Raw genomic sequence first — 24,151 nt, 5'->3', positions numbered from 1 at the left:
ACGCACATTTACCCAGGACACGCTGCCCATGCTTCCCGCTCTCAGCGACAAAGAACTCGACCGCCTCGAAGACCTGCTGATCACCTACGGCAACGACTATTCGGTCCTCAACCTGGCCGAGCTCAATGGCTTCTTCACCGCCTTGGCCAGCTCGCCGGTCAAGGTCAACCCCGAGCAATGGCTGCCTGCGGTCGCTGGCGGCAAGGTGCCCAAGTTCAAGAGCCCGGCCCAGGAAGAGGCCTATACCGCACTGATGCTGCGCTATGCCAACCAGGTGGATGGCGAGCTGGCCGACGACCTCGAGCATTTCGCGCCACTGTTCGAAGAGAGCGAAGGCGAGGAGGGGCCGGCGATCATTCTCGAGGAATGGTGTTTCGGCTACATGCGCGGCACGCAGGTGGCTGAATGGGGCGAGCTGCCGCCTGAGCAGGATCGTCTGCTCAAGGCCATTTCGTTGCATGGGTTGGAAGACAACTTCGAGCTGCTCGATTCGATGAGTTTCGACGAGCATCAAGCCTGCGTGCCGCAGGTGGTCGAGGCGGCCCGTGGGCTGTACCGATACCAGAAGCAGCAGCGGCATTGAGTTCCAGATTGGGCAAGCCTTGCGAGAGGCCTTGTGGGAGCGGGCTTGCCCGCGAATAGGCCGGTGCCGTCTCCCATTATTCCGCCTACCGAAATTATGGATTGCTCCCCGCAACGATTCTGCTGCCAGCCGAACCAGTGCAGCATGTTCTCCAGCAGCGCCACTCCCGGCGCTGACCAGGAGCCGAGAACATGCCAAGCCCGATCAAACTCTATAACTTCCCCAAATCCGGCCACGCCCACCGCATCGAGCTGATGCTTTCGCTGCTGAACCTGCCCACCGAGCTGGTCTTCGTCGACCTGGCCAAGGGGGCCCACAAGCAGCCCGACTTCCTCGCCCTCAACCCCTTCGGCCAGGTGCCGGTGATCGACGACAACGGCACCGTCATCGCCGACTCCAACGCCATCCTGGTCTATCTGGCCAAGGCCTACGGCGGTGAGCGCTGGTTGCCCCAGGACCCAGTCGGTGCCGCGCGTGTGCAGCGCTGGCTGTCGGTAGCCGCCGGGCCGCTGGCCTTCGGCCCCGCCGCCGCACGCCTGGTGACGGTGTTCGGCGCCACGTTCAACACCGACGAAGTCATCGGCCGCGCCCACGCCCTGCTCAAGGTGGTCGACGCCGAACTGGTCGAGCGCCCGTTCCTGGTCGGCAACGAGGCGACCATTGCCGATGTCGCCAACTACTCGTACATCGCCCATGCACCCGAAGGCAATGTGTCGCTGGAACCGTACCCCAACGTGCGCGCCTGGCTCGCCCGGATCGAAGCGCTGCCGGGCTTCGTGCCGATGCCGCGCACAGTCATTGGCCTGCAGGAAACCCTCTGAGCCGAAGGCTCCGCGAGGAATGCCACCATGCACGACCGCCCCGAACATCGCACCTCGCCCTGGCACGCAGGTGAAAAGCAGTTGCAGGTGCAGGCCGGTGTCGCGCAGCGCATGGAGGTGTTCGGGCAGAAGGTCATCCGCGACTACATGCCCGATCAGCACCGCGCGTTCTACCATCAGTTGCCATTCCTGGTCGCAGGTGCAGTGGACCCGGATGGCAAGCCTTGGGCGACGCTGCTCGAAGGCCCGGAAGGCTTCGTTCGCTCGCCCGATGCGCGGCAACTGCTGATCGCTACCGATCTCGTCGCCGATGACCCGGCTACGCCAGGGCTGGTCGCCGGGGAGGCCATCGGGTTGCTCGGGATCGAACTGCACACCCGGCGGCGCAATCGTCTCAATGGCCTGATCCGCCAGGCCAACGGCGGCCAGTTGGAGGTCGGGGTGGAGCAGTCGTTCGGCAACTGCCCGCAATACATCCAGCAGCGTGACTACACCCGGGTCGACGAGCCTGCCCAAGGGCGCATCGACGCAGTGGACCTGGATGCCGACGCCATCGCCATGATCGAAGGCGCCGACACCTTCTTCGTCGCCAGCTACATCGAGCAGGTCGACGGCCAGCGCTCGGTGGACGTGTCCCATCGCGGTGGCCGGCCGGGCTTCATCAAGGTCGAAGGCAACCGCCTGACCATCCCCGACTACGCCGGCAACCTGCATTTCAACACCCTCGGCAACCTGCTGCTGAACCCCATCGCCGGCCTATTGTTCGTCGACTTCACCAGCGGCAACCTGCTGCAGCTGTGCGGGCGAACCGAGGTGGTCCTGGACAGCCCTTCGATCGCTGCCTTCGAAGGCGCCGAGCGGCTCTGGACGGTGCAGGTCGAGCAGGTGGTGTTCCGTCCGGCCGCCGTGTCGCTGCGCTGGGCCTTCCAGGCATACGCCCCGACCAGCCTGATGACCGGCACTTGGGCCGAGGCCGAGCAGCGCCTGCAACAGCGCGAACGCCAGCGCCAGTGGCTGGCCTGGCGCGTGGTGCGTATCGAACAGGAGAGCCGCGAGATCCGCTCGTTCTACTTGCAGCCCGAGGATGAAGCGCCGGTAGACTTCGCCCCGGGCCAGCACATCCCCGTGCGCCTGCGGCTCGCTGGCGAGACGCCGCTGATCCGTACCTACAGCCTCTCCAGTGCACCATCCGACGGCTACCTGCGCATCAGCGTCAAGCGGCAGGGGGCGGTATCGCGGCATCTTCATGAGCACCTGAAGGTCGGCCACCGGCTGGACGTGCGTCTGCCCATGGGCCGCTTCACCCTCGATCGGCAGAGCCTGCGGCCAATCGTGCTGGCCGGTGCGGGCGTCGGCATCACGCCACTGATCGCCATGCTGCGCGAGCAACTGAACACCGGACAGGGGCGCCGTATCTACCTGTTCCATGGCGCACGCACGCTGGCCGACCTGCCGTTTCAAGAGGAGCTCGCCACGCTGAGGCAGCGAGCCGGTGGCCTGTTGAGCCTCCATCGCGCCCTGAGCCAGCCCGAAGCCCAGGCGGTGCAAGGTCGCGACTATGAGTTCGCCAGCCGCCTCGGTATCGAGCAGATCAAGGCCACCCTGGCGCTGGACGACTACGACTTCTACCTGTGCGGCCCAGCCAGCTTCACCCAGGATCTCTACGAAGGCCTGCGCGGTGTGCACGTGCCCGACGCGCGCATCCACGCCGAGGCCTTCGGCCCCTCGACCCTGCGTCGCCATACCGACGACCAGCCCGCCCTGCAACAGCCACCAGCGGCCACCGAATCGGTGCCGGTGTACTTCGCCACTTCCGCGAAGGAAGCTCGCTGGTCCCCCGGCAGCGGCACCCTGCTGGAACTCGCCGAAAGCCGCGGCCTGTCCCCGGACTTCAGTTGCCGTGGTGGCGCCTGCGGTACCTGCGCGACACGGTTGGCCAGCGGCCAGGCCCACTACCCGAACCCGCCCGCCGAACTGCCGCCCAGCGGCAGCGTGCTGATTTGTTGCGCCGTCCCGGCCCAAGGCGAGGAGGGCACGCAACCGCTGGTGCTGGAGCTCTAGCCCCGCCACTGGAATAATCGATCGACCACAACCACAGGGGCGCGGCATGGACCAGATCCACCTGATGAAGGTGTTCGTCGCGGTCGGCGAGCTGGAGAGCTTCGCCGCCGCCGCGCGTCGCCTGGGCATCTCGCCAGCGGCGGTTACCCGCGCCGTCAGCGCCCTGGAAGAACAGCTCGGGGTCAAGCTGCTGCAGCGCACCACCCGCAGCGTACGTTTGACCGAAGCCGGCGGCCGCTACCTGGAAGACACCCGGCATATCCTCGCCAGCATCGTCGAGGCCAACGAAGCCGCGGCCGGCATCAATGCGGCGCCCAAGGGCGATCTGGCGGTGACCGCGCCGATCCTGTTCGGCAAGAAGTTCGTCATGCCCTGCATCGTTCGCTACCTGCAGCAGTACCCCGAGGTGGACGTGTCCGCCTACTTCCTCGACCGTGTGGTGAACCTGGTGGAAGAGGGCATGGACGTCGCGGTGCGCATCGGCCAGCTCCCCGACTCTGGCCTCAAGGCGCTGCGCGTGGGCTCGATGCGCCGGCTGCTGTGCGCCTCGCCCGAGTACCTCGAGCGCCACGGTACACCGCGTCATCCGTCCGAGCTGCAAGGCCACGCGGTCATCGCTGCCGGCAATCTCTCGCCGCGCACCGACTGGCGCTTCGGCGCCCTCGACGATCCGACTCAGGTCCGCATGAAGCCGCGCCTGACGGTCACTGGCAACGACGCCGCCATCGCCGCTGCCAGTGCCGGGCTTGGCATTGCGCGGTTGTTGTCCTACCAGGTGGCCGACGAGCTGGCGGACGGGCGCTTGCAGGTGATCCTGGCTGCGTACGAGGAAGCACCGTGGCCGATCCATGTGCTGCACCGGGAGAGCAAGTACGGGGCGGCCAAGGTGCGGACGTTCATCGATATGCTGGTGGAGCATCTGCGGGGGCAGGTGCATTTAGGTTGAGGTACGCAGATTTCGGGTGCCCTCAGCGGCCCCAACACCACAAAGTACCGCTTGGCAGAAGTTCACATTCTTCAACACATCGCCGCCTCTGCATTGACCACCATCCAGACACCAACCAGGGACACCGCCGTGCCAAGTGCAATCTGCCACGAGAGCGGGTCGCCGAACATGGCCCAGGCCCACACCAGGGTAACGGCGGGGCTGAGATACAGGACGCTCGCAACCCGGGTGGGCGTGGAGCGCTTCAGGCATATCCAGTACAGCCCGTAGCCACCCAGGCTGGAGAGCAGTGCTGTCCACAGCACGCTCACGGCGAAACCCTGCGTCGGTAACGGAGCCAACCCGCCCTCGATACTCGCGAGCCCGGCGAAAATCACGCTGCAAGCGCAGCAGTGAAGCCACAGATTCGGCAACAGTCCGACGTTGGTCGCCACCTTCGAATGCTTCTGCCAAAGGGTCGCCAGCGCCAGGGACAGCATGCCGAGCAAGGGCAGTGCGTAGGCCCACAGCGGGGCGTGCCCCAGGCCCAGGGCATCGGCAGTCACCAGCAGCACGCCTGTCAGGCCGATCGCCAATCCGCCCCAGGTGCGCAAGCTCAGCCGCTGCCCCAGCAATCCGGCGGACAGCGCGGCGACACCCAAGGGCAGCAGGTCCGCCAGCAACGCGGCAAGGCCCGCCGGCACGCCCAGTGCGATGCCCTGCACGACACCGGCCAGGTACCCCGCCATGGCCAGCAGGCCGCTGCCTGCGGTGTGCAGCAAGGCCCGCGGTGACATGCGCAGCAGAGGGCGCCAGACGAACGGCAGGAGGATGAGCATGACGGCAATGCAGCGCCAGAAGACGACCAGCATCGGGGGCGCTTGGTCGACGGAGAAACGCGCGCCGACGAAACCAGAACTCCAGGCGAACACCAGCCCAGCTTCCAAGAGGGGCAGAGGCAGGGCAGTGGGCAAGCAACCGCAGTTCGAGGACAGGCTCATGACGGCTCCCAAGAGCAGAGGCATGCGCACACACTACGAATCAGCGCTAATCTAATAAATCAAAATTAATGGAAATACTGGTTCAGGATTCATGAACGATGAGCGCCATTCTGGATATCGAGCTACTCCGCACCTTCCACGCGGTCTCCCGTAGCGGTCGCTTCAAGGCGGCGGCCGAACAGCTGCACAAGAGCCCGGCCGCCATCAGCGTGCACATACAGCGGCTGGAAAGCATCGTGGGTGGGCGCTTGCTGGAGCGCGACAACCAGTCGGTCTCCCTCACGGCGCTCGGCAGGCGGTTGCTGGTCTCGACCACCGAGCTGCTCCACACTCATGATCGGGTGCTGTCCGAAGTGCAGGGCAGCAGTGTGACGGGGCGTATCCGCCTCGGCGTGCCGGATGAATATGCCGACCACGTCATCCGCGACATCCTGCCCTGTTTCGCCGAACAGCGTCCGAACGTGGTACTGGAAGTCAAGACCGGGCCCAGCCTCACGCTGCGCGAGCAGGTCCGGCGCGGCAGGCTCCATGCGGCGGTGGCCGTGGTGCCCAAGGGAGAACCTGTGGACGGGCAGAAGCCGCTTGCTGGCACCACGCCGGTGTGGGTCGGCGCAGCCAACGGCCCATCGGTTCTGGCCAACCCACTTCCCCTGGCGCTCTACGCAGCGGAGTGCCCCTATCGCGAGGCGATGCTGAGCGCACTTCGCAACAGTGGGCGGAAATGGCGCGTCGTGCTGGACAGCCCATCCAGCCAGGCAGTGAAGGCATGCGTGGAGACGGGCATGGCGATCACCCTGCTGGACCGCTCGCGTGTCACCGGCCGGATGGTGATATTGGCAGGCCTGCCCGAGGTCGCCGAGCACGACGTCGTGTTCCTCACGTTCGCCCAGGCCCAGTCGGAAGAGCCGGTGGTACTGCTCTCGCAGATGATCGGGCAGTACTTCAGGCTTTGAGCCCTCAGCCATCCGTGGAACGGGTGAGGGTTTCCCAGGCGGCGATTTCCTCCCCGAGCGCCCCGAGTTTCTGGCGCACCAGGCCAAGGGCATCGCTGCCGAGCAGCAAGTGGGCTGGCGGATGCTGCGAGTCGATTACCTCCAGCATGGCGCGGGCAGCTTTCTTCGGGTCTCCAAGCTGCTTGCCGCTTTTTTCCTGTCGCGCCTTGCGCACAGGGTCGAACAGCGTGTCGTAGTCGGCGATGCAGCGAGGGCTTCGCACCATGGAGCGGCCGGCCCAGTCCGTGCGGAAGGAGCCGGGCGCCACGGCGGTCACGGCAATGCCGAAGCCTTCGACTTCCTTGCCCACCACCTCGGAGATGCCCTCCAGCGCGAACTTGCTGCCGCAGTAGTAGGCGATGCCGGGCAGGGTGATGAAACCGCCCATCGAGGTGATGTTCAGGATATGGCCGCGCCGCCGTTGGCGCATGTACGGCAGCACGGCCTTCATCATCGCCACGGCGCCGAACACGTTCACCTCGAACTGCCGGCGCATTTCCGACAGCGGAGATTCTTCGAGGATGCCTTCGTGGCCATAGCCGGCGCTGTTCACCAGCACATCCACCGAGCCGACGGTCGTTTCGACCTGGGCGACCACCTGGTCGATGGCCGCGAAATCGGTCACGTCCAGCAACCGTCCGAATGCCCGGCCGGGGGCGAGCGCTTCGAGCGTGGCCTTGGCCTGCTCGCTACGAACCGTGCCCACCACACGATGGCCATCGGCCAAGGCTTCTTGGGCAAGGGCCAGTCCGAAGCCGCTGCTGGCTCCGGTGATCAACAGGGTTTTGCGAGGTGGCATGGCGATGGCTCCATTGCAGGGGGAATGAGCGCATAATACTCAGCCGCCAGCCGCTGCCAGAGGGCGTATCTTCTGACTTTATTGCCTAATTCTATGAAAGATGCCGTATCCGAACGCCACGATCACCAGGTGTCCCCGAACCAGGCGCGCATGGTTGCCCTGCTCGAGGCGCTGGCACCTAGCGAGGGGTACAACCTCACGCCCCTGGCCAGCGTCCGCCTCCTCAGATCGAATCGCCCCCTGGCGCGGACACCCGTTCTCTACGATCCCGGTATCGTGATCGTATGCCAGGGCTGCAAGCGCGGGTATTTCGGCGATCAGGTCTATGTGTACGACGAGCAGCACTACCTGGCCGTCGCCGTGCCCGTTCCCTTCACCATGGAAACGGACGCGACGGCCGAGCGTCCGCTATTGGCCATCTACCTGCACCTGGACTTCCAGCTCGCCGCCGAGCTGATGGTCCAGATCGACCAGCGGCAGGCGCCCTCGCCGAAGCAGGCGCCGCGGAGCATGATGTCGAGCCCCATGGATGAGCCGCTCGCCGATTCCGTCCTGCGCTTGCTGACGGCGATGAACGACCCCCTCGAAGCGACGATCCTCGGCCCCGCTTTGCTGCGCGAGCTGTATTTCCGCGTCCTGACCGGCGCCCAGGGTACTGTCATGCGTGCCGCGCTGGCCATGCAAGGGCAGTTCGGCAGGATCGCCAAGGCGCTTCGGCGTATTCACACGGCCTACGCGCAGCCGCTCGACCTTGCGCAACTGGCCGACGAAGCCGGCATGAGCGTGCCTTCGTTCCACAGCCACTTCAAGGCGATCACCCAGACGTCGCCGATGCAATATGTGAAATGCACCCGCCTGCATCAGGCCCGCTTGCTGATCGTGCGCCAGGGCATGACGGTGCAGGCTGCCAGCCATGCCGTGGGCTATGCCAGCGCCTCGCAGTTCAATCGCGAGTTCAAGCGGCTGTTCGGACGCTCGCCCCAGGCGGAGGCCAGGCGCATGCGCGAGAGTTTCGCTATTCCACCGGCGCATGCGCAGGCGTCGTATGTGTCTTCCCATTAGGTTCCGCTGCGCGGTGCTCTTGCCGGAGCCGTTCAGGCCGGCAAAAAACTCAATTCAGGCGCGCCCATGCAGTTTGCGAACGGTGAAGACCTTGCCCGTCGTAACCTTGCCCCGAGGCTTGGTTTCGCCAAACACTTCAACGCGACCGTCGGCATGGGGCGCGATAGTACGCTAGATGTGTGGCGGCGGCAGCTATTTCCGGGATCTGATTCTCCGGGCTCTCGATAGCCGCTTCGCTGAGTGGGTTCTTCGGAAGGGATGCCATTTTTCTCCTGGGGCCTGTCAGACGCGAAGACTCGTGTAGTTGTGCCGACGCTTACCCACAGGCAAAAGGGCTTCCTCATCACAGGACTGCGTCAAAAGCTTGCAAGATGCATGAGCGTGGGGATGTGGACGCTGCAGGCACAAAAAAGGCTGCCATTTGGCTAATGCCGTTCACTTAAGCCATTGGGGCCGCTTTGCGGCCCTTCGCGGGCAAGCCCGCTCCCACAAGTACGCTGCAAATGCACGATCCTGTGGGAGCGGGCTTGCCCGCGAAGGGCTGCAAGGCAGCCCCAATCGATGTCACATCAGACTTAAGTGAACAGCATTAGCCATTTGGCAGCCCTTTAGGTTTAATCCCAGCTCAACGCCCCACCCGTCTGATACTCGATCACCCGCGTCTCGAAGAAGTTCTTCTCCTTCTTCAGGTCCATGATCTCGCTCATCCAAGGGAACGGGTTGGTCGTCCCGGGATACTCTTCCTTCAACCCAATCTGGGTCAGTCGACGGTTGGCGATGAACTTGAGGTAGTCCTCCATCATCGCCGCGTTCATGCCCAGCACGCCGCGTGGCATGGTGTCGCGGGCGTATTCGATCTCCAGCTGGGTCCCTTGCAGGATCATCTGGGTCGCTTCTTCCTTCATCGCCGCATCCCACAGGTGCGGGTTCTCGATCTTGATCTGGTTGATCACGTCGATACCGAAGTTCAGGTGCATCGACTCGTCACGCAGGATGTACTGGAACTGCTCGGCCACGCCGGTCATCTTGTTGCGGCGGCCCATGGACAGGATCTGGGTGAAGCCGCAGTAGAAGAAGATGCCTTCCAGCACGCAGTAGTAGGCGATCAGGTTGCGCAGCAGTTCCTTGTCGGTCTCGACGGTGCCGGTGTTGAATTCCGGGTCGGAGATGGCGCGGGTGTACTTCAGGCCCCAGGCCGCCTTCTTAGCGACCGACGGGATCTCGTGGTACATGTTGAAGATCTCGCCTTCATCCATGCCCAGCGACTCGATGCAGTACTGGTAGGCGTGGGTGTGGATCGCCTCTTCGAAGGCCTGGCGCAGGATGTACTGGCGGCACTCGGGGTTGGTGATCAGGCGGTACACGGCCAGGGCCAGGTTGTTGGCCACCAGGGAGTCGGCGGTGGAGAAGAAGCCGAGGTTGCGCATCACGATGCGGCGCTCGTCCTCGGTCAGGCCGTCCTGGCTCTTCCACAGGGCGATGTCGGCGGTCATGTTGACCTCTTGCGGCATCCAGTGGTTGGCGCAGCCGTCGAGGTACTTCTGCCAGGCCCAGTCGTACTTGAACGGTACCAACTGGTTGAGGTCGGCGCGGCAGTTGATCATGCGCTTCTCGTCGACACGCACGCGGGCGCTGGAGCCTTCCAGCTCGGCCAGGCCTTCGGCGATGTCCAGTTCGTCCAGGGCGGCCTTGGCGCGCTTGACCGCGTCGGAGTCGGCGGCGCTGGCCTGGCGGGCTTCCTGGGCGGCGGCGTCACCGGCGCTGTCCAGTTTGTCGAGGGTGGCAGCGGCGGCGTTGCCCTGCGCAGCGGTGTTGCCTTTGGCGGCGACTTCGCCGTCTTCTTTATCGAATTCGTCCCAGCTCAGCATGGTAAGTGCTCCTGCTCGAGGGCCATCTACAAGTATGGCCGGTGGATCTTGGTTGCGGTGCTTGAGCCCCGGTTCGGGGGTACTGCGGTGCACGCAAATCTGATGTGCCCGGGGAAGGGCTGACCGGGGCGGTGGGGCCCCGGCTTGTTGTGTCTGGCTGTAGGAGGGCGGTGGCCCTTTCGCGGGCAAACCCGCTCCCACAGGGTCTGTGCCGTGGCACAGAAAAGAGGCTTCCCGGAGGAAGCCTCAGCGAGCCTTACTGGCAGGCTTCGCAGTCAGGCTCGTCGATCGCGCAGGCCTTCGGCACCGGGGCTGGGCCAGCAGCCTGGACCGGGGCGCTGTCGCCGCCGCTGGAGACGGCATTGAGCTTGCCGGTGTTGATGGTCGACTTCTCGGTGCTGGTCGCGGCCAGGGCACGGAGGTAGTAGGTGGTCTTCAGGCCACGGAACCATGCCATGCGGTAGGTCACGTCGAGCTTCTTGCCCGAGGCGCCGGCGATGTACAGGTTCAGCGACTGGGCCTGGTCGATCCACTTCTGGCGACGGCTGGCCGCTTCGACGATCCAGCGGGTCTCGACTTCGAAGGCGGTGGCGTACAGGTCCTTCAGCTCTTGCGGGATACGCTCGATCTGCTGGACCGAACCGTCGTAGTACTTCAGGTCGTTGATCATGACCGAGTCCCACAGGCCACGGGCCTTGAGGTCGCGGACCAGGTACGGGTTGATCACGGTGAACTCGCCCGACAGGTTCGATTTCACGTACAGGTTCTGGTACGTCGGCTCGATCGACTGCGACACGCCGGTGATGTTGGCGATGGTCGCGGTCGGCGCGATGGCCATGATGTTCGAGTTGCGGATGCCTTTCTTGACGCGCTCACGCACCGGCGCCCAGTCCAGGGTCTCGTCCAGGTTGACGTCGATGTACTTGGCGCCACGGGCTTCGATCAGGATCTGCTGGGAGTCCAGCGGCAGGATGCCCTTGGACCACAGCGAGCCCTGGAAGGTCTCGTAGGCACCACGCTCGTCGGCCAGGTCGCACGAGGCCTGGATGGCGTAGTAGCTGACCGCTTCCATGGAACGGTCGGCGAACTCCACGGCAGCGTCCGAGCCGTACGGGATGTGCTGCAGGTACAGCGCGTCCTGGAAGCCCATGATGCCCAGGCCGACCGGGCGGTGCTTGAAGTTCGAGTTCTGCGCCTGCGGCACCGAGTAGTAGTTGATGTCGATCACGTTGTCGAGCATGCGCACGGCGGTCTTGACGGTACGCGCCAGCTTGGCGGTATCCAGCTTGCCGTCGGTGATGTGGTTCGGCAGGTTGATCGAACCCAGGTTGCACACGGCGATTTCGTCGGCGTTGGTGTTCAGGGTGATCTCGGTGCACAGGTTCGAGCTGTGCACCACGCCCACGTGCTGCTGCGGCGAGCGCAGGTTGCACGGGTCCTTGAAGGTCAGCCACGGGTGGCCGGTCTCGAACAGCATCGACAGCATCTTGCGCCACAGGTCCTTGGCCTGGACGACCTTGAACACCTTGATCTTGTTGTACTCGGTCAGGGCTTCGTAGTACTCGTAGCGCTCTTCGAAGGCCTTGCCGGTCAGATCGTGCAGGTCGGGGACTTCCGAGGGCGAGAACAGGGTCCACTTGCCGTCGTCGAAGACGCGCTTCATGAACAGGTCCGGGATCCAGTTGGCGGTGTTCATGTCGTGGGTACGGCGACGGTCGTCACCGGTGTTCTTGCGCAGCTCGAGGAATTCCTCGATGTCCAGGTGCCAGGTTTCCAGGTAGGCGCAGACCGCGCCCTTGCGCTTGCCGCCCTGGTTGACCGCGACGGCGGTGTCATTGACCACCTTCAGGAACGGCACGACGCCCTGCGACTTGCCGTTGGTGCCCTTGATGTACGAGCCCAGGGCACGCACCGGGGTCCAGTCGTTGCCCAGGCCACCGGCGAATTTCGACAGCATGGCGTTGTCGTGGATGGCCTTGTAGATGCCCGACAGGTCGTCCGGCACGGTGGTCAGGTAGCAGCTCGACAGCTGCGGACGCAGGGTACCGGCGTTGAACAGGGTCGGGGTCGAGGCCATGTAGTCGAACGACGACAGCAGGTTGTAGAACTCGATCGCACGGGCTTCGCGGTCTTTCTCCTGCAGCGCCAGGCCCATGGCCACGCGCATGAAGAACACCTGCGGCAGCTCGAAGCGCACGCCATCCTTGTGGATGAAGTAGCGGTCGTAGAGGGTCTGCAGGCCCAGGTAGGTGAATTGCTGGTCACGCTCGTGGTCGATGGCCTTGCCCAGGCGCTCCAGGTCGTAGCCTTTGAGGGCCGGGTCGAGCAGCTCGAACTCGACGCCTTTCTCGACGTAGGCCGGCAGGGCCTTGGCGTACAGCTCGGCCATCTCGTGGTGGGTGGCGCTGTCGGCCACGTCCAGGAAGCCCAGGGCCTCGGCGCGCAGGGTGTCCATCAGCAGGCGGGCGGTGACGAAGGAGTAGTTCGGTTCACGCTCGACCAGGGTACGGGCGGTCATCACCAGGGCGGTGTTGACGTCCTTGATGGCCACGCCGTCGTACAGGTTCTTCAGGGTGTCGCGCTGGATCAGCTCGCCATCGACCTCGGCCAGGCCTTCGCAGGCCTCGCTGATGATGGTGTTCAGGCGCGCCATGTCCAGCGGCGCCAGGCTGCCGTCGGCCAGGGTGATGCGGATGGTCGGGTGCGGCTCGACCACGCTGTCGGTGTTGGCGCGGGTGGCACGCTCCTTGGCGCGTTGCTCGCGGTAGATCACGTAGTCGCGGGCGACCTTCTGCTCGCCGGCGCGCATCAGGGCCAGTTCGACCTGGTCCTGGATTTCTTCGATGTGGATGGTGCCACCCGACGGCATGCGGCGCTTGAACGTCGCGGTGACCTGCTCGGTCAGGCGGGCGACGGTGTCATGGATGCGCGACGAGGCGGCGGCGGTGCCGCCTTCAACTGCGAGGAACGCCTTGGTGATGGCCACGGTGATCTTGTCGTCGGTGTAGGGGACGACAGTGCCGTTGCGCTTGATCACACGCAGTTGGCCTGGGGCGGTGGCAGCCAGATCCTGGTTCGAATCGGCGGCCTGCGGCGCCTTGGCCTGCGGGTTCTCGCGAGTTGTGTCGGTTTGCATGGGTGGGTGTCTCCACAGTTTCTATATTGTTCAGGCGCCTTTTGGGCGCCCACCGTTCCGTCCACTTGCTCGATGACCCGGGCGGGGATGCGTCGTGCGCGCGCATCCGCCCGCTCGGGCGTACCGACTTCGGGACAGACTCAGGAATAAGGGGCAATAACCTGCCGCTCCCTGGCCGAAGTCAAAGGTTCTGGGCTGCGCCCAAAAACTGTTGCTGATGAGTGCCCGGCGTAGCCTGCAACACCCATGCCCGAACAAGGCCCTGCAAGGGCTTGCCTCGGTCGCCTCCGCAGGAGCGGTTTGGCTGCTGAAATCACCTGAAGTTCAGCCAGAAAAATCGCTTGAATTTGCCTGGCGACTTGTGTTTGTGATTTTGCGCGAAACCCAATATCTAGTGGTTCGCTGCGATGGGGATACAAGATAATGCGGTATCGGGGTCTTTGCAAGGCGAGCGCCTGTGGATAACTTGTGCGTACTTTGTGTGTGATCCGTGGGTATTCGCTGTAGGCCTTATGCCCAGTGGTTTTCACCTTTTTTCTGCGTCCCAATGCCTCGCTGCGGATTTTGGCGGGCGCGAACCCTATCACAAAAAACGGTTCAGTCCAGGGGCGCGGGCGAGGTTGGCAGTACCCGGCGCGGAACGTAGTATCCGGGGGCGATGTTGCGCTTCGGTGACGGGCAATGGGCTGCAAAGCGGCCCGCCTCGGCAACATGGCAGCCCCAGCCCTGCATAACGACAACAACATCGAGGTAGGCCCATGGACCAGCCCAGCAACCGCATCCTGATCGTCGAGGACGACCAGCGCCTGGCCGAGCTCACCGCCGAATACCTGCAAACCAACGGTTTCGAGGTGGCGGTGGAGGGCGACGGTGGCCGTGCCGCGCGGCGTATCGTCGACAGCCAGCCGGACCTGGTGATCCTCGACCTGATGCTGCCTGGCGAGGACGGCCTGAGCATCTGCCGGCGGGTGCGTGGCCAGTACGCCGGCCCCATCCTCATGCTCACCGCCCGCGGCGACGAGCTCGACCAGGTGCAAGGGCTGGACCTGGGCGCCGACGACTATGTCTGCAAGCCGGTGCGCCCACGGCTGCTGCTGGCGCGCATCAATGCCCTGCTGCGCCGCAGCGAGACACCCGACAGCAAGCGCCAGCAGTTGCAGTTCGGCGCCCTGCGCATCGACAACCGCCTGCGCGAGGCCTGGCTGGGCGAACAGGCGATCGACCTGACCGGCGCCGAGTTCGACCTGCTCTGGCTGCTGGCGAGCAACACCGGGCGCGTGCTGTCGCGCGAAGAGATCTTCACTTCCTTGCGTGGCGTCGGCTACGACGGCCAGGACCGCTCCATCGACGTGCGCATCTCCAAGATCCGTCCCAAGATCGGCGACGACCCGATCCACCCGCGTCTGATCAAGACCCTACGCAGCAAGGGCTACCTGTTCGTCGGCGAGGCTGCCCAGGCACCCGGCCCATGAACTCGATCTTCCTGCGCATCTATGGCGGCATGCTCGCGGTACTGGTGCTGGTGGCCGTGCTGGGCGTGCTCAGCCTGCACCTGGTCAACGAAGTGCGTGCCGGCCAGCACCGTGAGCGCCTGGCCCAGGGGACATTCAGCCTGATGGCCGACAACCTGGCGCTGCAGAACGAGGTGGAGCGCAAGCGCTCGCTGGTGATCTGGGAGCGCCTGCTCGGTGTGCCGCTGGACTTGCAGCCCCTGTCGGCGCTCACCCTCGATGGCCGCCAGCGGGCCCGCCTGCGCCGTGGCCTGGTGGTGGTGGAGAAGACCGGCCCGCATGCGGTCCGGGTGCTGCGCCAGGTCGGCCAGGAGGACGAGCTGCTGGTCGCCCAGGTCAAGCAGGTCAGCGAGCAACTGGCGCGCGCCACCCTGTTCCTGCTGGCCGACGAGCTGGTGCGCTACCCGGTGACCGAACAGCAGCGGCGCCTGGCAGAGATCAAGCAGAGCAAGGGGTTTGGCTTCGACATCGCCTTGCAGCGCCTGGAGCGGGTCGGCCTGGACGACGACCAGCGGCGCCGGGTAGAGGAGGGCGACACGGTGATGGCCCTGGGCAAGGATGGCGACGCCATCCGGGTGTTCTCGGGGCTGGCCGGCTCGCCCTGGGTGCTGGAGATCGGCCCGCTGTACCAGCTCAACCTCTACCCACCGCAGTTGCTGGTGCTCATCGCCTTCCTCGGCCTGTGCCTGATCGGCCTGGTGGTCTACCTGCTGGTGCGCCAGCTGGAGCGGCGCGTGTCGGGCCTGGAGATCGCCGCCACCCGGTTGGCCAAGGGCAGCCTGGATACCCGCGTGCCGGCGGGCGATGCCGATTCGGTGGGGCGCCTGGCGACCGCCTTCAACGACATGGCCGAACACCTGCAGCGCTCCCTGACCATGCAGCGTGAACTGGTGCGGGCGGTGTCCCACGAGCTGCGCACACCGGTGGCGCGGTTGCGCTTCGGCCTGGAGATGATCGAAAGCGCCAGTACCGAACAGGCCAGGGCCAAGCACCTGGCCGGCATGGACAGCGACATCCAGGACCTGGACAAACTGGTGGACGAGATGCTGACCTACGCCCGCCTGGAGCAGGGCGCACCGGCGCTGACGTTCCAGGCGGTGGACCTGGATGCCCTGCTGGACCGGGTGATCGAGGAACTGGCCCCCCTGCGTGCCGAGGTCAAGGTGGTGCGTGGCGAATGCCAGGGGGGCGAGGCCACGGGGGCCTGGGTCGAGGCCGAGCCACGCTACCTGCACCGAGCCCTGCAGAACCTGGTGGGCAATGCCATGCGCCATGCCGAGTCGCAGGTTCGCTTGAGCTACCAGATCGGCCAGCAGCGCTGTCGCATCGACGTGGAGGACGACGGGCCGGGGATCCCGGAGGGCGTCTGGGATCGCATCTTCACGCCTTTCACGCGCCTGGACGACAGCCGCACACGTGCCTCGGGCGGGCATGGCCTGGGGCTTTCCATCGTACGGCGGATCATCTACTGGCACGGCGGGCGGGCCGTGGTGGGGCGCAGCGAGCAGTTGGGCGGCGCCTGCTTCAGCCTGAACTGGCCACGGGCCCAGGCGCCGGAGTGAAGGTCAGACGCTGACCAGGCTGAGCAAGTGGCCATCGGCGACGCGGAACTGGCCTTCCAGTTCTCGGCCGTTGTGCCATTGGGGGGACAGGTCGGTGAGCAGGCGCAGGCGGGCGAAGCCGTCGGTGGACCACTCCAGCAGTTCGGCGTGCTCGAAATAGAAGCGCTGCCGGGTCAGCGGGTAGAGCGTCTTGAACAGGCTTTCCTTGAGCGAGAAGGTCAGGGTCACGGCCAGGCCGACCTGCGCGCGATCCAGGCGCTGGAGCTCTGCCGGCGTGAGGATCTCGCCGGCCAGGCGCTCGGCGCGCTCGTCGTCCAGCAGGCTCTCCTGGTCCAGGCCCAGGCCTTGGCAAGCGCCCTCGGCGGCCACCACCGCGGCGGCCCAGCCCTTGCCGTGGGTGATCGAGCCATGGATGCCGGCCGGCCAGATCGGCGAGCGGTCCTCGTGGGTGCCCGGCACGTAGTCGCGCCCGTCCAGGCGTTGCAGTGCGGCGCGGGCGCAGACCCGGCCGGCCAGGTACTCGGCCTGGCGCTTGGCCACCGAGCGTTGCAGGCTGGCGCTCTGCTCGATACCGGCGCGCTGGAAGTCGTCGGCGGCCAGGTGGCTGGGGTCGAAGGTGCAACTGACCAATACCGCGCCGGGGACCGGGCGGGGCAGGGGCCAGTGGTGCTGGAGGGGGGTGCAGCAGGACGGGAGTTTGTTCATGCAGGCTATTGTGCCAGCCGATCAAGCGGCATGGGAGCTTGATCTACCAGGGTGCCTTGCAGCCCACCGCCGACAAGCCGGCGATGGGCCGCGCAGCGGCCCCAATGCCTCGTCAGTCGAACAGTTTTTTGAAAAACGCCTGCATGTCCGCCCAGGAGCTCTCGTCCGCCGCCTTGTTGTAGGCAATGTCCGGCCCGCCATGTTCCCCATGGCTTAGCCGGTCGGCATCCGGGTTGGTGAAGCCATGCTTGGCCCCGGGGATGCTGACGAACTCGAAGCTCGCCCCGGCGGCGTCCATCTCCTTCTTGAACGCCTTCACCTGCTGCTCGGTGATCATGCTGTCGGCCGCGCCATGCTCCACCAGGATCCTGGCCTTGACACTGCCAGGCGCGGCCGGGGCCTGGGTGGCCAGCGCGCCATGGAAGCTCACCACCCCGGCCAGCGGCACGCCACGGCGGGCAGCGTCGAGCACCACCTTGCCGCCGAAGCAGTAGCCGATGGCGGCCAGCTTGGCCTCGTCGGTATAGGGCTGCAGCTTGAGCAACTCGAGGCCGGCATCGAAGCGCCGGGTCGCGGCCTTGGGATCCTTCATCGCAGCGGCCATGAAGGCCTGGGCATTCTCGGGATGCTCGGTGTTCTTGCCATCGCCGTACATGTCGATGGCCAGGGCGCTGTAGCCAAGGGCGGCAAGGTCCCGGGCACGGCGCTTGGCATAGTCGTTCAGCCCCCACCATTCATGCACCACGACGACGCCGGGGCGCTTGCCTTCGACGGCGTCGTCGTAGGCGTAATAGCCCACCAGGCGCTGGCCGTCGGCATCCTGGTAGGGGATTTCACGGGTCTGCACCGCCGCCTGGGCGAGGGCGGTGGCGCACATCAGGGCCAGGGCAAGCAAGGAACGCATGGTCGGTACTCCTTCACAGGGTGCGATTCGTTCAGCCAGGGTTCAGCCAGGGTTCAGCGGCGGTTCAGGGCACCTTCCCTACTCTAGCCCCCAGACACAGACAACGCATCCAACTGGAGTAGCCAACCCATGAAAACACTCAACACCCTGATGGTCGCCATGGCCGTTTGCGCCGCCAGCCTCACCGCCCAGGCTGCCGATGACACCTTCGCCAGCCTGACCTACGGCCAGACCAGCGACAAGGTACGCAAGTCCGGCCTGCTGCAACGCAACGCCGGCCACCTGAACAGCGACGGCATCATCGGCAAGGACGACACCTGGGGCGTGCGCCTGGGCAAGGTGAACGACCAGGGCCGCTATTACCTGACCTACGACAACGTCTCGGGCGAGCACAGCGGCCTCAAGCTGCGCCAGGAGAACCTGCTCGGCAGCTACGATGTGTTCCTGCCGGTGGGCGACACCACCCAGCTGTTCGGCGGTGGCAGCCTGGGCGTGACCAAGCTGTCCCAGGAGTCTTCCGGCTACAGTCGCGACACCGACATGGGCTATGCCGTGGGCCTGCAGGCCGGTGTGTTGCAGCAGGTCACCGACAACGCTTCGGTGGAGCTGGGTTATCGTTACCTGCGTAGCAATGCCAGCACCGAGCTGGTGGAACACGGCGGTCCGAAGGTCGGCACCCTGCGCCTGACCAGCAGCGCCCAGACCTACCTGTCGGCCAACTACCGGTTCTGACCCGCGCTGGTATGCTGTAGCGGCCCCACGGTGCTTGGTCATTTGGGGCCGCTTCGCGTCCCAGGATGACGAAGCCGCGATACGGAAGGCTTCAGGCAGCGACGCCGGCGTCGTAATTTAAGGAGAGTGGCATGAAATTGCTGGTGGTCGAGGACGAGGCGCTGCTGCGCCATCACCTGTACACGCGCCTGAGCGAGAGCGGGCATGTGGTCCAGGCGGTCGCCGAGGCCGAAGAAGCGCTTTACCAGGCCGATCAGTACCACCACGACCTGGCGGTAGTCGACCTGGGCCTGCCGGGCATGAGCGGGCTGGACCTGATCCGCCAGCTGCGCAGCCAGGGCAAGAGCTTTCCCATCCTGATCCTCACTGCACGTGGCAACTGGCAGGACAAGGTCGAAGGCCTGGCCGCCGGTGCCGACGACTACGTGGTCAAGCCCTTCCAGTTCGAGGAGCTGGAAGCCCGCCTCAATGCCCTGTTGCGCCGTTCCAGCGGCTTCACCCAGCCGACCATCGCCGCCGGCCCGCTGGTGCTGGATCTCAACCGCAAGCAGGCGACCCTGGACGACCAGCCGCTGGCGCTGACCGCCTACGAATACCGCATCCTCGAGTACCTCATGCGCCATCACCAGCAGGTGGTGGCCAAGGAGCGCCTGATGGAGCAGCTCTATCCGGACGACGAGGAGCGCGACCCCAATGTCATCGAAGTGCTGGTCGGCCGCCTGCGCCGCAAGCTGGAGGGCGACCGTGGCTTCAAGCCGATCGACACGGTGCGCGGCCTGGGCTACCTGTTCACCGAGCGCTGCCGATGATCCGTTCCCTGCGCCTGCGGCTGATGCTGGCCGCCGCGCTGCTGGCCCTGCTGTTCATGCTGGCGCTGTTGCCGGCCTTGCAGAAGGCCTTCAGCCTGGCCCTGCAAGAGTCGATCGAGCAACGCCTGGCCTCGGACGTGACCACCCTGATCTCGGCGGCGCGCATCGAGCATGGTCGCTTGCACATGCCGACGCTGTTGCCGGACGAACGCTACAACCTGCCCTATACCGGCCTCCTGGGCTACATCTTCGACCGCGAGGGCCGGCTGGTCTGGCGCTCGCGGGCCACGTCCGACCAGAACATCAACTACCGCCCACGCTACGACGGGCGTGGCAACGAGTTCGCTCGCATCCGCCAGGACGACGGCGAGGAGTTCTTCGTCTATGACGTCGAGGTCCAGTTGCTCGGTGGCAAGAGCGCGGCCTTCAGCATCGTCGCCCTGCAGCCGGTGCGCGAGTACCAGCACACCCTCGACGGCCTGCGCGAGAAGCTCTACCTGGGCTTCGGCGCGGCGTTGCTGGCGCTGATGGTGTTGCTCTGGGCCGGGCTGACCTGGGGCCTGCGTTCGCTGCGGCAACTGAGCGTGGAGCTGGACGAGGTGGAGGCGGGCGTGCGCGATGGCCTGAGCCGCGAACACCCGCGCGAACTGCTGCGCCTGACCGGTTCGCTCAACCGCCTGTTGCACAGCGAGCGCGAGCAGCGCCAGCGCTATCGTGACTCCCTGGATGACCTGGCGCACAGCCTGAAAACCCCGCTGGCCGTGTTGCAGGGCGTAGGCGAGAGCATGGGCCAGGGCAGCGGCGAGCGCGAGCAGGCGCGGGTGCTGCAAAGCCAGATCGAGCGCATGAGCCAGCAGATCGACTACCAGTTGCAGCGCGCCAGCCTGCGCAAGAGTGGGCTGGTGCGCCACCGGGTGATCCTGCGGCCGCTGCTCGAGACCTTGTGCAGCACGCTGGACAAGGTCTACCGCGACAAGCGCGTGAGCGTCGAGCTCGACATTGCGCAGCAGGCGTGGGTGCCGATGGAGCAGGGGGCCTTGCTGGAGTTGCTCGGCAACCTGCTGGAGAACGCCTACCGCCTGAGCCTCGGCCGGGTGCGCGTGGGCCTGGAGACACCACCGGGGCGGTTGGTGCTGTGCATCGAGGACGACGGCCCTGGTGTGCCACCCGACCAGCGTGAACGCATCCTCCAGCGTGGCGAGCGCCTCGATCGCCAGCACCCGGGGCAGGGCATCGGCCTGGCGGTGGTCAAGGACATCATCGACAGCTACGACGCCGAGCTGAGCCTGGACGATTCCCCACTGGGCGGGGCGGCCTTTCGCATCGTCTTCCATCTCGATTGAGCGTAGGCTCGGCCCAATACCCGTCCGCATTGGGGCTGCGAAGCGGCCCCAGCATTCTCCAAACCCAACACTGCAAGTGCGCGAATGACGCGGTAAAGCCCACCGCCAACCGGGCGGATTCCCGCCAACCCTGCCTGTTCGATTCCCGCCGGCGGGCGGAAATCCGCCAACCTCCTCCTGCGCGACTGCCCTGTCATTGGGCAGCAAAGCCCTGAAAACACGGGGCCTGCACCCATGCTGGGCATTTTGGCATCGCCCTTGCTATCGACCCTGCAGACCTGCCCAGGCAGCTCGAACACAACGACAAATCCCTCCAGGTGCAGGAGGGTTCGCGCTTTAGGTGCCCCGACACCCTGGGAAGGGTGGAGCCGGCACACTTGAGGAAAATTAGCCATGACGACACGTCAGCCGCTGTACAAATCCCTGTATATCCAGGTGTTGGTCGCCATCACCATCGGTATCCTGCTCGGCCACTACGCCCCGGAAACCGGCGTCGCTCTCAAACCCCTGGGTGACGGATTCGTCAAACTGATCAAGATGGTCATCGCCCCGATCATCTTCTGCACCGTGGTCAGCGGCATCGCTGGCATGCAGAGCATGAAGTCGGTCGGCAAGACCGGCGGCTACGCGCTGCTGTACTTCGAGATCGTCTCCACCATCGCCCTGATCATCGGTCTGGTGGTCGTCAACGTGGTCAAGCCGGGCGCCGGCATGCACGTCGACGTCAGCACCCTGAACGCCAGCAGCGTCGCCGCCTATGCCGCCGCCGGCGCGCAGCAGAGCACCGTCGGCTTCCTGCTCAACATCATCCCCAACACCGTGGTGGGTGCCTTCGCCAATGGCGACATCCTGCAGGTGCTGATGTTCTCCGTGCTGTTCGGCTTCGCCCTGCACCGCCTGGGTAGCTACGGCAAGCCGGTGCTCGACCTGATCGACCGCTTCGCCCACGTCATGTTCAACATCATCAACATGATCATGAAGCTGGCCCCGATCGGTGCCTTCGGCGCCATGGCCTTCACCATCGGCCAGTACGGCGTCGGCTCGCTGGTGCAGCTGAGCTACCTGATGATCTGCTTCTACCTCACCTGCCTGCTGTTCATCCTGGTGGTCCTGGGCTCCATCTGCCGTGCCCACGGTTTCAGCGTGCTGAAGCTGATCCGCTACATCCGTGAAGAGCTGATGATCGTCCTGGGCACCTCCTCCTCGGAGTCGGCCCTGCCGCGCATGCTGGCCAAGATGGAACGCCTGGGCGCGAAGAAGTCCGTGGTCGGCCTGGTGATCCCCACCGGCTATTCGTTCAACCTGGACGGCACCTCGATCTACCTGACCATGGCCGCGGTGTTCATCGCCCAGGCCACCGACACCACCATGGACATCACCCACCAGATCACCCTGCTGCTGGTGCTGCTGATCGCCTCCAAGGGGGCGGCGGGGGTCACCGGTTCGGGCTTCATCGTCCTGGCCGCCACCCTGTCCGCCGTCGGCCACCTGCCGGTTGCCGGCCTGGCGCTGATCCTGGGTATCGACCGCTTCATGTCCGAGGCCCGTGCCCTGACCAACCTGATCGGTAACGCCGTCGCCACCGTGGTCGTGGCCAAGTGGGTCAACGAGCTGGATACCGACCAGTTGCAGGCCGAGCTGGCGTCTGGCGGTTCGCCGCTGGTCGACCCTCGTCCGGTCGACGACCTGGGCGTGGCCGAAGGTCCGGCCCGCTGATCCTTGCTTGAATGGAACAGGCGACCCTTGGGGCAATGCCTGTCAGTTAAGCGGCGTTCTGTCATTTTTGGGGCTGCCTTGCAGCCCATCGCCGGCAAGCCGGCTTCCCACTGGGTTCGAGTCGACCGTAAATGATGTGGCTTGCTCAGGACCGTGTGGGAGCCGGCTTGCCGGCGATGGGGCGCGAAGCGGCCCCGAATGGCAGCAAGAACCGCCATTGAGGCAAGCCCGCTCGCCGGCTACTCGAGGCGAGTCTCCCCGCTGTACACCAATATCTGCCGACACCGCCGGCACAGGTAGCGCCGCCCCTGGCGCACCAGCTTGTGCCGCTGCGCGGTGAACGGAAAGTCGCTCTCCGGGCATGGGCAGCGATAGATGTAGCGCATCGTCGTGCGCCGCTCCACGGCATAGTTGTGGCAGCGATGCGGCGGCAACTCGTACACCCCGCGCATGATCAACTGCCATTCCTCGCCATGGGGCTGGATGCTGTCGCCGAACAGCTGGTGCGCCACCAGGTGGGCGACCTCATGGGCCACGGTCTGGCGCAGGAAGTCTTCCTGGTTCTCGCGATACAGCTGCAGGTTGAAGCGCAGCAGGTTCTCGTGCAGGTGGGCGACGCCGGCCTTCTGGCCGCGCAGCTTGAAGCTGACTTCCGGGCGCGGGAAGGGGCGTTTGAAGAAGGCTTCGGCTTGCTGGTAGCAGGTTTCGACGCGTTGTCTGAGCAGTTCGGGCATGGCAGGCGGGTTCTCCTGGCCGGGCATTATGCCGCAAGCGCCAGGCGCCTGCCGAGCCATCGGTCTGCGCACGGCCAGAGGCCGCCTTGCGGCGGCCCCTGGTGATGCCCCAGTGTTGGAATCGATCTAGTTGGTATAGACAGGCCCCACGCCCAGGCCCCAGATGATCACGGTGGCGGCCATGATCGCCACCAGCACCACCAGGCCTACCGCCAGCACCGAACTGGAGAACAGGAAGCCCTCGTCGGTGGGGATGTTCATGAAGGTCGGCAGGCCGACATACAGCAGGTAGACCGTGTAGCAGATCGCCGCCGTGCCCACCAGCATGCCTAGCCACAGGTGCGGGTAGAGCGCCGCCAGACCACCGATGAACAGTGGGGTGGCGGTATAGGTGGCGAAGGCGATGCATTGCGCCATGGAAGGGTTGGCATCGTAGGTGCGCGCCATCCAGTGGATGAAGGCGCCCATCACCGCGACGCCGGCGAGCATCGCCAGGTAGGACATGATGCTCATCCATAGCGCACTTTCCATGGTCAGCATCACCGCCGGCCTGTCGCCGATGACCCAGCCGACCTGGGTCGTGCCGATGAACGCCGATACCGCCGGGATCGCCGCCAATATCAACGTGTGGGTCAGGTACATGTGGCTGATGCTTTCTTCCTCGCCACGAATCTCCCGCCACTCCTGATCAGGATGGGTAAACAGCCCCAGAACGTGATGGATCATGCCGGTCACTCCTATCGTCGTTGCCAAACGCCCCCCAAGTGGAGCGCTTGTGGCCCGAGGCCAGGACACCGATGCAAGCGGTCTTGTGGCCTTATGTCGCAGTATAGGAAGCCGTTACCCGCATAAAACCGGCTTTTTAGAGCAAATTGCGCTGTCAGGCG

The 24,151-nt window shown here is 65.3% G+C and carries 20 protein-coding genes; 12 read left to right on the top strand and 8 right to left on the bottom strand.

Going from position 1 to position 24,151, the window contains the following annotated elements; all coding sequences use genetic code 11:
* The first annotated feature begins 28 nt into the window (after positions 1-28).
* The 4 genes from ACDI39_RS10795 (at position 29) to ACDI39_RS10780 (ending at position 4,411) form a co-directional block, all read left to right on the top strand.
* Complete coding sequence (locus tag ACDI39_RS10795) at positions 29-583, top strand: UPF0149 family protein (RefSeq protein ID WP_225788352.1); 555 nt, start codon at positions 29-31, stop codon at positions 581-583.
* Positions 584-774: 191 nt separating this feature from the next.
* Complete coding sequence (locus tag ACDI39_RS10790) at positions 775-1,404, top strand: glutathione S-transferase family protein (protein WP_253081710.1); 630 nt, start codon at positions 775-777, stop codon at positions 1,402-1,404.
* Positions 1,405-1,431: 27 nt separating this feature from the next.
* Positions 1,432-3,465, top strand: coding sequence for a pyridoxamine 5'-phosphate oxidase family protein (locus tag ACDI39_RS10785; protein ID WP_253081709.1), 2,034 nt, complete (start codon positions 1,432-1,434; stop codon positions 3,463-3,465).
* 46 nt (positions 3,466-3,511) lie between these two features.
* A complete protein-coding gene (locus ACDI39_RS10780; protein WP_253081708.1) occupies positions 3,512-4,411 on the top strand; it encodes a LysR family transcriptional regulator in 900 nt (299 codons plus the stop codon).
* A gap of 71 nt (positions 4,412-4,482) precedes the next feature.
* Here ACDI39_RS10780 and ACDI39_RS10775 read toward each other — a convergent pair whose 3' ends face one another.
* Complete coding sequence (locus ACDI39_RS10775) at positions 4,483-5,391, bottom strand: DMT family transporter (RefSeq protein ID WP_253091576.1); 909 nt, start codon at positions 5,389-5,391, stop codon at positions 4,483-4,485.
* 98 nt (positions 5,392-5,489) lie between these two features.
* Here ACDI39_RS10775 and ACDI39_RS10770 point away from each other — a divergent pair, with 98 nt between their 5' ends.
* A complete protein-coding gene (locus tag ACDI39_RS10770; protein WP_486538627.1) occupies positions 5,490-6,344 on the top strand; it encodes a LysR family transcriptional regulator in 855 nt (284 codons plus the stop codon).
* 4 nt (positions 6,345-6,348) lie between these two features.
* On the opposite strand, the gene ACDI39_RS10765 is transcribed toward ACDI39_RS10770, so the two are convergent.
* Positions 6,349-7,182 (bottom strand): oxidoreductase, encoded by an 834-nt coding sequence (locus tag ACDI39_RS10765; RefSeq protein ID WP_225788346.1) that lies wholly within the window; start codon positions 7,180-7,182, stop codon positions 6,349-6,351.
* A gap of 93 nt (positions 7,183-7,275) precedes the next feature.
* On the opposite strand from ACDI39_RS10765, the gene ACDI39_RS10760 reads away from it, so the two are divergent.
* The gene (locus tag ACDI39_RS10760) at positions 7,276-8,244 is read left to right on the top strand and encodes an AraC family transcriptional regulator (RefSeq protein WP_486538625.1); all 969 of its coding nucleotides are present in this window, start codon (positions 7,276-7,278) and stop codon (positions 8,242-8,244) included.
* Between the two features lie 614 nt (positions 8,245-8,858).
* On the opposite strand, the gene ACDI39_RS10755 is transcribed toward ACDI39_RS10760, so the two are convergent.
* Both ACDI39_RS10755 and ACDI39_RS10750 read right to left on the bottom strand, forming a co-directional pair.
* Positions 8,859-10,112: a ribonucleotide-diphosphate reductase subunit beta gene (locus tag ACDI39_RS10755; protein ID WP_225788344.1), complete on the bottom strand. Its 1,254-nt coding sequence runs from the start codon at positions 10,110-10,112 to the stop codon at positions 8,859-8,861.
* A gap of 256 nt (positions 10,113-10,368) precedes the next feature.
* Positions 10,369-13,248, bottom strand: a complete 2,880-nt coding sequence (locus ACDI39_RS10750; RefSeq protein WP_225788341.1) for a ribonucleoside-diphosphate reductase subunit alpha — start codon at positions 13,246-13,248, stop codon at positions 10,369-10,371.
* 758 nt (positions 13,249-14,006) lie between these two features.
* Between ACDI39_RS10750 and ACDI39_RS10745 the strand changes: the two genes are divergently transcribed.
* Both ACDI39_RS10745 and ACDI39_RS10740 read left to right on the top strand, forming a co-directional pair.
* Complete coding sequence (locus ACDI39_RS10745; RefSeq protein WP_253091480.1) at positions 14,007-14,720, top strand: response regulator; 714 nt, start codon at positions 14,007-14,009, stop codon at positions 14,718-14,720.
* On the top strand, positions 14,717-16,321 hold the full coding sequence (locus ACDI39_RS10740; RefSeq protein WP_486538622.1) for an ATP-binding protein: 1,605 nt from the start codon (positions 14,717-14,719) through the stop codon (positions 16,319-16,321). The genes ACDI39_RS10745 and ACDI39_RS10740 overlap by 4 nt, the downstream gene beginning before the upstream one ends.
* Before the next feature lie 3 nt (positions 16,322-16,324).
* On the opposite strand, the gene ACDI39_RS10735 is transcribed toward ACDI39_RS10740, so the two are convergent.
* Entirely contained in the window at positions 16,325-17,026 is a 702-nt protein-coding gene (locus ACDI39_RS10735) for a 4'-phosphopantetheinyl transferase family protein (RefSeq protein ID WP_253081557.1), read from the bottom strand.
* A 112-nt stretch (positions 17,027-17,138) separates the two neighbouring features.
* Positions 17,139-17,930, bottom strand: coding sequence for a dienelactone hydrolase family protein (locus ACDI39_RS10730; RefSeq protein WP_225788337.1), 792 nt, complete (start codon positions 17,928-17,930; stop codon positions 17,139-17,141).
* A 129-nt stretch (positions 17,931-18,059) separates the two neighbouring features.
* Here ACDI39_RS10730 and ACDI39_RS10725 point away from each other — a divergent pair, with 129 nt between their 5' ends.
* From ACDI39_RS10725 to ACDI39_RS10710, 4 genes are all read left to right on the top strand, one after another.
* Positions 18,060-18,662 (top strand): outer membrane protein, encoded by a 603-nt coding sequence (locus ACDI39_RS10725; RefSeq protein WP_225788336.1) that lies wholly within the window; start codon positions 18,060-18,062, stop codon positions 18,660-18,662.
* Between the two features lie 131 nt (positions 18,663-18,793).
* A complete protein-coding gene (locus ACDI39_RS10720; RefSeq protein ID WP_225788335.1) occupies positions 18,794-19,471 on the top strand; it encodes a response regulator in 678 nt (225 codons plus the stop codon).
* Positions 19,468-20,814, top strand: a complete 1,347-nt coding sequence (locus tag ACDI39_RS10715) for an ATP-binding protein (protein WP_225788334.1) — start codon at positions 19,468-19,470, stop codon at positions 20,812-20,814. The genes ACDI39_RS10720 and ACDI39_RS10715 overlap by 4 nt, the downstream gene beginning before the upstream one ends.
* Positions 20,815-21,207: 393 nt before the next feature.
* On the top strand, positions 21,208-22,530 hold the full coding sequence (locus ACDI39_RS10710; RefSeq protein ID WP_225788333.1) for a dicarboxylate/amino acid:cation symporter: 1,323 nt from the start codon (positions 21,208-21,210) through the stop codon (positions 22,528-22,530).
* A 239-nt stretch (positions 22,531-22,769) separates the two neighbouring features.
* On the opposite strand, the gene ACDI39_RS10705 is transcribed toward ACDI39_RS10710, so the two are convergent.
* Both ACDI39_RS10705 and ACDI39_RS10700 read right to left on the bottom strand, forming a co-directional pair.
* Positions 22,770-23,264, bottom strand: coding sequence for a SprT family zinc-dependent metalloprotease (locus tag ACDI39_RS10705; protein ID WP_225788332.1), 495 nt, complete (start codon positions 23,262-23,264; stop codon positions 22,770-22,772).
* 126 nt (positions 23,265-23,390) lie between these two features.
* Positions 23,391-23,990, bottom strand: a complete 600-nt coding sequence (locus tag ACDI39_RS10700) for a Yip1 family protein (protein ID WP_225788331.1) — start codon at positions 23,988-23,990, stop codon at positions 23,391-23,393.
* Positions 23,991-24,151 lie beyond the last annotated feature (161 nt).

The sequence above is a fragment of the Pseudomonas sp. Tun-23181 genome (assembly GCF_057415455.1).
Note: the sequence above shows the minus strand (reverse complement) of the source record. Positions and strands in the feature narration are given on the sequence as shown.

Excerpts from the sequence above, each read along its gene's own strand:
- ACDI39_RS10735 (WP_253081557.1), bottom strand. The coding sequence starts at position 17,026 with ATGAACAAACTCCCGTCCTGCTGCACCCCCCTCCAGCACCACTGGCCC.
- ACDI39_RS10730 (WP_225788337.1), bottom strand. The coding sequence starts at position 17,930 with ATGCGTTCCTTGCTTGCCCTGGCCCTGATGTGCGCCACCGCCCTCGCC.
- ACDI39_RS10745 (WP_253091480.1), top strand. The coding sequence starts at position 14,007 with ATGGACCAGCCCAGCAACCGCATCCTGATCGTCGAGGACGACCAGCGC.
- ACDI39_RS10750 (WP_225788341.1), bottom strand. The coding sequence starts at position 13,248 with ATGCAAACCGACACAACTCGCGAGAACCCGCAGGCCAAGGCGCCGCAG.
- ACDI39_RS10795 (WP_225788352.1), top strand. The coding sequence starts at position 29 with ATGCTTCCCGCTCTCAGCGACAAAGAACTCGACCGCCTCGAAGACCTG.
- ACDI39_RS10725 (WP_225788336.1), top strand. The coding sequence starts at position 18,060 with ATGAAAACACTCAACACCCTGATGGTCGCCATGGCCGTTTGCGCCGCC.
- ACDI39_RS10780 (WP_253081708.1), top strand. The coding sequence starts at position 3,512 with ATGGACCAGATCCACCTGATGAAGGTGTTCGTCGCGGTCGGCGAGCTG.
- ACDI39_RS10775 (WP_253091576.1), bottom strand. The coding sequence starts at position 5,391 with ATGAGCCTGTCCTCGAACTGCGGTTGCTTGCCCACTGCCCTGCCTCTG.
- ACDI39_RS10770 (WP_486538627.1), top strand. The coding sequence starts at position 5,490 with ATGAGCGCCATTCTGGATATCGAGCTACTCCGCACCTTCCACGCGGTC.
- ACDI39_RS10740 (WP_486538622.1), top strand. The coding sequence starts at position 14,717 with ATGAACTCGATCTTCCTGCGCATCTATGGCGGCATGCTCGCGGTACTG.
- ACDI39_RS10790 (WP_253081710.1), top strand. The coding sequence starts at position 775 with ATGCCAAGCCCGATCAAACTCTATAACTTCCCCAAATCCGGCCACGCC.
- ACDI39_RS10785 (WP_253081709.1), top strand. The coding sequence starts at position 1,432 with ATGCACGACCGCCCCGAACATCGCACCTCGCCCTGGCACGCAGGTGAA.
- ACDI39_RS10710 (WP_225788333.1), top strand. The coding sequence starts at position 21,208 with ATGACGACACGTCAGCCGCTGTACAAATCCCTGTATATCCAGGTGTTG.
- ACDI39_RS10700 (WP_225788331.1), bottom strand. The coding sequence starts at position 23,990 with ATGATCCATCACGTTCTGGGGCTGTTTACCCATCCTGATCAGGAGTGG.
- ACDI39_RS10765 (WP_225788346.1), bottom strand. The coding sequence starts at position 7,182 with ATGCCACCTCGCAAAACCCTGTTGATCACCGGAGCCAGCAGCGGCTTC.
- ACDI39_RS10705 (WP_225788332.1), bottom strand. The coding sequence starts at position 23,264 with ATGCCCGAACTGCTCAGACAACGCGTCGAAACCTGCTACCAGCAAGCC.
- ACDI39_RS10720 (WP_225788335.1), top strand. The coding sequence starts at position 18,794 with ATGAAATTGCTGGTGGTCGAGGACGAGGCGCTGCTGCGCCATCACCTG.
- ACDI39_RS10715 (WP_225788334.1), top strand. The coding sequence starts at position 19,468 with ATGATCCGTTCCCTGCGCCTGCGGCTGATGCTGGCCGCCGCGCTGCTG.
- ACDI39_RS10760 (WP_486538625.1), top strand. The coding sequence starts at position 7,276 with ATGAAAGATGCCGTATCCGAACGCCACGATCACCAGGTGTCCCCGAAC.
- ACDI39_RS10755 (WP_225788344.1), bottom strand. The coding sequence starts at position 10,112 with ATGCTGAGCTGGGACGAATTCGATAAAGAAGACGGCGAAGTCGCCGCC.